This window comes from Nocardia sp. NPDC058499, assembly GCF_042719915.1.
In the GTDB taxonomy this organism is placed as follows: domain Bacteria; phylum Actinomycetota; class Actinomycetes; order Mycobacteriales; family Mycobacteriaceae; genus Nocardia.
In genome coordinates, this window is the sequence record NZ_JBHXMZ010000023.1 from 32,415 (window position 1) to 38,219 (window position 5,805).

Here is a 5,805-nt window from a genome sequence, read left to right on the forward strand (position 1 = left end):
TAAATGACAACGATAACAGCTGCGGACATATCTAACAACACAAGCGGAGAGGGCCCCCCAGGAATGCGGGGTCTGGACACCCACAACCCCGTCCCCCCCCCCGCTCGCTATTCGAGGGTCACGGGTGATGCCGGTGAAGGATGCTTCGAGGGTCACGGGTGATGCCGGTGAAGGATGCGACGTTCTCCGCGGTCTGGCCCATGGCGATGTAGACGTCGGGGGTCAGGCCGTACTCGCGCGGATCGTACCAAATCCCGGCGACGCGCTCGGCGGCCTTCGCGGTGCGGGCCTGGGCCTCGACGTAGAGCGGGTTCTGGGTGTCCGGTCAGGGGTCGGCCGAGCCGTGGACGTCCCTGGACACCGTCTCGACGCCGGCGGAGAGAACAACCGGCCTTGATGGTGTGGAACGCCATCCGGGTCGACTGTAGAGGCGCAGTAGCGGTGCACGGTGGTGCCGGGCAGGGTGTCGAAACCGAGCTGCACCCCGACGTTGCGGGCGAGGTTGAGGCCCTGCTCACCGCCCAGCGAGCCACAGCCAAAGATGAGGTCGGCGATACTGGCCGGGTCCAGGCCGCGCACCTTGTCCAGCGCGGCGCGCACTATCTGGGTGGTGAGGTCGTCCGTGCGTGTGTCGACCAACGAGCCCTTGCGGACCCGGCCGATGAGAGAACGCGCGGCGGAGACGATGACGGCCTCGGGCATGGAAACTCCCTGTATCACAAATAGAGACGATCGAGATCGGCACGGACGGACGATTCGCGGCCCGATTGGGGCATTGTCGATTCCGGCCGATCCGGTGGCAGCTGTGATCCGGGCCGCGGCCAGACGACGGTGCCGATCAGCACGGCCAGGGGCAAGCCGATCGTGACCGCGTATCCTGCGACGAATCTGCTTCGTTCAGCATGTCGTGTTCTCCTCACCCGTGGCCGACCGAATTCGAATCGGTCAGGCCCCTGCTGCGGCGCGGCCAGCCCGTCGGCCGTAGAAGCTGCCGTCCCCCATTGATGCACCGCTGACGTAGCCGCCTGCGCAGATTCCCGAAGTACAGCGCCCCGCGGCGCAGAGCCCCGCGATGGGTTTGCCGGAGACGTGCAGCACCCTGGAATCCAGGTCGGTCCGCAGCCCACCGAGGGTGAAACCCCCGGTGCTCTTGCATAGGTCATAGCCCGCCAGCGGGGTGCCGAGGGGCCTGACCCACTGCTCCTTCTTGCCCAGCAGAGGATCGGTGCCCGCGGCGGCATGCCGGCTGTACACCTCGACCGTGGCCTGCAGCACACCGGCCGGGAAACCGATCTTGGATACAAGTTCCTCGATCGTCTCAGCCACCTATGTCGGCGGTTGTGCCCGGAAACCCTCAGTAGCGGAAACAGTTCCGTTGGCCTCTTCCAGCGCGGTCTCATCGATGATCAGGAACGCCGCGCTGTGCTGACGCATCAGCGTCGACTGGCCGCTATGGCTGGGATAGGAGTCCTCGGGGATGTAACGCTGTCCGCGACCGTTGACGAGGATCCCGCGCGTCACCAGATCACGACCTCGATAGCGTCCATATGGGCAAGCTGGGCTCTGAGGGCCTGCGCGACCCGGATGCCGATGCCGTCGTGCTCCTCGATCGCGGCCGCCGGTCGATTGATCAGCAACGGCGTATAGGCCTCGACCATCTGCTGGTCATAGGCGAAGCTGCCGGTGGCCAGCACCAGGCCACGCCGGGCACGGGTCGCCACTTGCTTGCCGTAGCGCCTGGCGATCACCCCGGGCACCCGCCCGGCCTCGTTCACGATCAAGCGCTGAAGCCGCAGGTCGTACTCGGCTCGTACGCCGAGGCTCTCGGCTGTATCGATGAGCGGCTTCATCAGCATGTAGTCGCCGCCCTTCTCACCTGTTCGCTTGTCGGCCATCTTCGGCAGGTGCCCGCGGGGCGGAGTAGCGATGGTGTTGTAGGGGGCGGCGTTCTCACCACCGGAAAACATCAAGCCTGATCGGCGAGCGGCTCCCACCCCGACTCACCCCAGAACTCCTCCTTGAACGGCACCCCCTGCACGACAAGCCAGTCGAAGTGCTCCACATTGCCTTGGCAATGATCGCGGATCTTCGCCGCATCGACTCCCGGGCCGACGGCGGCGGTCAGGAACGTCTCCATATTCTCGGGGCTGTCCTCGAATCCGAGCCCCTTCTGCAGCGCGGTGCCACCGCCGAGGTAGATGAATCCGCCCCACATCGCGGCCGCTCCCCCATCCTCCGGCGCGCTCGGGCACCAGGACCTCGGAACCGGCCCGAACCGCTTCGATGGTTGCACAGACTCCCGCGATGCCGTACCCGACGACGACTACATCAGCTTCGTGACCCCATTCCGTGATCGCGGTGATCTCCTCGGGGTGCACACTCCCGTTGTCCGACATACGATTTCTCCTGTGGGTGGGTATCGATAGTCTGGGCGCAAGCGGACCGGCCGACTCGATCCCTGAGAATGCCCGCCGCAGCGGCGTGACCACCGGGAGCCTCCCGCTCAGCGGGAGGTCGGTACCGCCCGCCGGACCTCGTCGAGGATCGCGCTCGAGTTCTGCGTTCTCCCGTCGTAACCACTTCAGCTCCGCAGATTCCTCGCTCGTCACCACGGCACGGCTACCGATATCGACCCGGGTTCGCCGAACTCATTTGCGGACCGTTTCGGTCAACCGATCCCCAGCAACTCGACGACCGCAGCCATGGCCGCCCCCCTGCGGTCTCGTGCTGATCACGGACTTCGGCGACCATCCGCACCGCCCGCTCACGCTAGTCCGGTGGCACCACAGGCCCCCCGGTGATCGGTCCACGTGATCCGCCCGTTCAGGAGGCCAGTTCACCCGAACCGAACCGGACGGGTCAGGTCAAGAGCACACGTGCATTCGACGATTTGTCACCGAGGCGTGAACGCCGGGCCCCGGCCTTGACGACTCCGGGCGGTCACGGTAACATCCCCCCTCAACCCGGACAGTTGTTCGAGTCTGGACAAGACACTATGCGGTGCCACACAATTGGCAGCGATCGCCTTTCACCCGGCGTGTCGTCATGTGTGATTTCGAGCGGATTCCCACGGAATTTTGTATGCATAGCATCGACTCCGGACTCATCATCTTCGGCGTAAGTGCCGGAGCTGGTCCATCGGCCGGGACTGCAACTCATGGCACGGGATCGCGGATATCGGCATGTGACGCACAGGCTTCAACGCAACCGTGCTTGACGACCGCATCGAGACCGACAGTGCCCACATATGGACGACCGAGGAGTCGTCGACCGAAATCAGAATCCTCTATCCAATATCGATTTCACTGACGGACCTGAGAATCCAGTCGCAGGTCTGTGTTACGCCGACCGCCTTTATTACTGCCCGCCGACCCCGAACTCGAACTGAAGGACAGAGACATGAAACTCACCACACTGGGACCCACCGCGACAGTGGATGAGGTGGTCGCGGTGATCGACCGTGACGGTGGCGTCATCATCCGCGATTTCATCGACTCGGCCACGCTCTCCGGCCTGCTCGAAGATTTGCAGCCGAAGCTGGCGTCCAATTTGGAAGACCCTACGACCGGCCGAGGCAAAACCGGCCGGCTCGGCGGCATCTTCAAGCACACGAGATATGCGGACACCATCGTCAGGAATCCTCTGTACCGCGAAGCAGCCGAGCGCATCCTGTGCAAACCCATTACGCTTTGGTTCGGTGACGACTCCTTCGAAGCCGCCCCGACAATCCAGATCGGCGTCACCCAACTGATCGCGATCCACCCTGGAGAAGGTGCCCAACCGCTACACAGGGACGACATCGTATGGCACTGGCGTCACCCTGAGGGGGGCCCTCAGGCGCGTGTACAGATCATGGTCGCGATCAGCGACTTCACCGCGGAAAACGGCGGAACTCTGGTGGTCCCGCAGAGTCACCTGTGGGGCGACGACCGAGGGCCCAGCACAGACCAAGCGATACCAACCGAGATGGCGGCCGGCTCGGCGCTCATTTTCATCGGCTCCACATTCCACGGCGGCGGCACCAACACCACGGACAAGCCACGACTTGGGCTGACAATGAGCCTGGATTTGGGCTACCTGCGTCAGGAAGAGAACCAATACCTGACCATCCCAGTCGACGAAGCGCGGGCCCTCCCGGAGGACATCCAGCGGCTTCTCGGTTACGACGGCTGCCCCCCGGGGCTCGGGTACGTGGAGATCAACGGCACAATGACCAATGCGCACGTCCTTCTCGAAGGCTAGCTTGCAGGTCATGAGGTTGTTTGAGGCTCACCCTGGGAAGTGGACACCGAGTTAGCAGGATTGTTGATCCTGCGGAAGGATGTCCCTGTGTCTCGGAAACGTCGGTCGTTCACGACCGAGTACAAGGTCGAGGCTGCTCATCGAGTGATCGATTCCGGTCGCACGGTCGCCGAGGTCTCGAGAGAGCTCGGTGTGCACGAGAGCCTGCTGGGCCGCTGGGTCGCCGATGAACGCCGCCGTGTGGAAGCCGCGGCGGTGGGTCGGGAACAGCCGTAGTCCGGTGCCGAGCGGGCGGAGTTGCTGCGGTTACGCAGGCAGGTTGCCGAGCAGGACAAAGATATCGCGTTGTTGAAAAAAAATTCGGCGTACTTTGCCGCGATGCAGCAGAACCGGCCCGGTTCGAGCTGATGGCAGAGTGCGACGCCTCCAACAGGTTCCTCGGCGCCGCCGGGGTAGACGTCGCGCGGATGGCGCGACTACTGCATGTGTCGAGGTCGGGGTACTACGAGTACCGCAAACGCTGCGGGTCGACGTCGTTGACACCTGCGGCGCAGCGCCGCGCGGACCTCTCGGTCAAGATCCTGGCCCATCACCGCGAATCCGACGGCACCTACGGTGCCCCGCGGATCACCGCCGATCTACGCGAGGCCGGCGAGCAGGTCAGCGAGAAGACCGTCGCCAAGATCATGGCCCAGGTCGGGATCGAGGGGATCAGCCCGCGGACGTTCAAGGTCGCGACCACGGTGGTCGACCCGATGGCGTCGTTCCCACCGGATCTGGTCGGCCGCCGGTTCGACCAGGGCCGCCTCGACGCCGTGTGGACGAGCGATATCACGCATCTGACCTGCGGAGAATCCGACATGTATATGTGCGCGATCAAAGACGAGCACTCGAAACGAGTGCTGGGCTGGCCGGTAGCCGACCATATGCGCAACCAACTGGTCACCGAGACCCTCGACATGGCGGTCGCGGCACGCGGCGGACACGGCCGCGGAACCGTTCTACATGCCGACCGCGGTAGTCAGTACACCGCGTCGGCCATAGCCGCGGCCTGCCACCGGCACGGGTTGCACCGATCGATGGGTGCTACCGGGATCTGCTGGGACAACGCCGGCACGGAATCGTTGTGGTCGACGTTCAAACACGAACACTACTACCGGCATACCTATGCCACGAAGGCTGAACTCGTTGCCGCGGTGGACAAATGGATGCACTGGTACAGGACTCGGCGCCGTCACTCCGCGATCGGTGTCAATGGCCAGTAGGACCTCCCCGGATGTGAGGTCCGGAGAGATGCTTGACGGATTGTGCCTGGAACATGGTTGACGGTGTCTCGGATGATGTTTGACGGTTCCAGATGATGGTTGACGGTCAGCGGGATCCGGCGATGTAGCGGGTGACCGGCCCACCCTTACGGGGATGGGTGGAGATCTCGATCTCGCCGTCGAGGACGCGGAAGCCGGTCTCCTCTGACCAGTCCCCGATAACGCGACCACCCGGTTTCAGAGTCGGTTTGTCGTGATCGGTGTTCAGTTGATGTCGCAGTCCACCGGGTGGTGGGTG

The 5,805-nt window shown here is 63.9% G+C and carries 3 protein-coding genes and 4 pseudogenes; 3 read left to right on the plus strand and 4 right to left on the minus strand.

The window, feature by feature from the left end:
* Window positions 1-151 precede the first annotated feature (151 nt).
* From ACFWPH_RS33885 to ACFWPH_RS33895, 3 pseudogenes are all read right to left on the minus strand, one after another.
* A pseudogene (locus ACFWPH_RS33885) lies at window positions 152-702 on the minus strand (acetyl-CoA C-acyltransferase); the annotation flags it as partial.
* A gap of 243 nt (window positions 703-945) precedes the next feature.
* Window positions 946-2,396: pseudogene (locus ACFWPH_RS33890) on the minus strand (FAD-dependent oxidoreductase).
* Window positions 2,397-2,546: 150 nt separating this feature from the next.
* Window positions 2,547-2,751 (minus strand): annotated as a pseudogene (locus tag ACFWPH_RS33895) (IS3 family transposase); the annotation flags it as partial.
* 648 nt (window positions 2,752-3,399) lie between these two features.
* On the opposite strand from ACFWPH_RS33895, the gene ACFWPH_RS33900 reads away from it, so the two are divergent.
* The 3 genes from ACFWPH_RS33900 to ACFWPH_RS33910 all read left to right on the plus strand — a co-directional run bounded on the left by ACFWPH_RS33900 (window position 3,400) and on the right by ACFWPH_RS33910 (window position 5,507).
* On the plus strand, window positions 3,400-4,242 hold the full coding sequence (locus ACFWPH_RS33900) for a phytanoyl-CoA dioxygenase family protein (RefSeq protein WP_378756387.1): 843 nt from the start codon (window positions 3,400-3,402) through the stop codon (window positions 4,240-4,242).
* A gap of 87 nt (window positions 4,243-4,329) precedes the next feature.
* The gene (locus ACFWPH_RS33905; RefSeq protein WP_378756388.1) at window positions 4,330-4,518 is read left to right on the plus strand and encodes a transposase; all 189 of its coding nucleotides are present in this window, start codon (window positions 4,330-4,332) and stop codon (window positions 4,516-4,518) included.
* Window positions 4,519-4,649: 131 nt separating this feature from the next.
* A complete protein-coding gene (locus ACFWPH_RS33910; protein WP_378756389.1) occupies window positions 4,650-5,507 on the plus strand; it encodes an IS3 family transposase in 858 nt (285 codons plus the stop codon).
* 106 nt (window positions 5,508-5,613) lie between these two features.
* Here ACFWPH_RS33910 and ACFWPH_RS33915 read toward each other — a convergent pair.
* Window positions 5,614-5,805 (minus strand): annotated as a pseudogene (locus tag ACFWPH_RS33915) (hypothetical protein); the annotation flags it as partial.

What these genes read in the sequence shown, in the direction of transcription:
- ACFWPH_RS33900 (WP_378756387.1), top strand. Translation starts at nt 3,400, where the DNA reads ATGAAACTCACCACACTGGGACCCACCGCGACAGTGGATGAGGTGGTC.
- ACFWPH_RS33910 (WP_378756389.1), top strand. Translation starts at nt 4,650, where the DNA reads ATGGCAGAGTGCGACGCCTCCAACAGGTTCCTCGGCGCCGCCGGGGTA.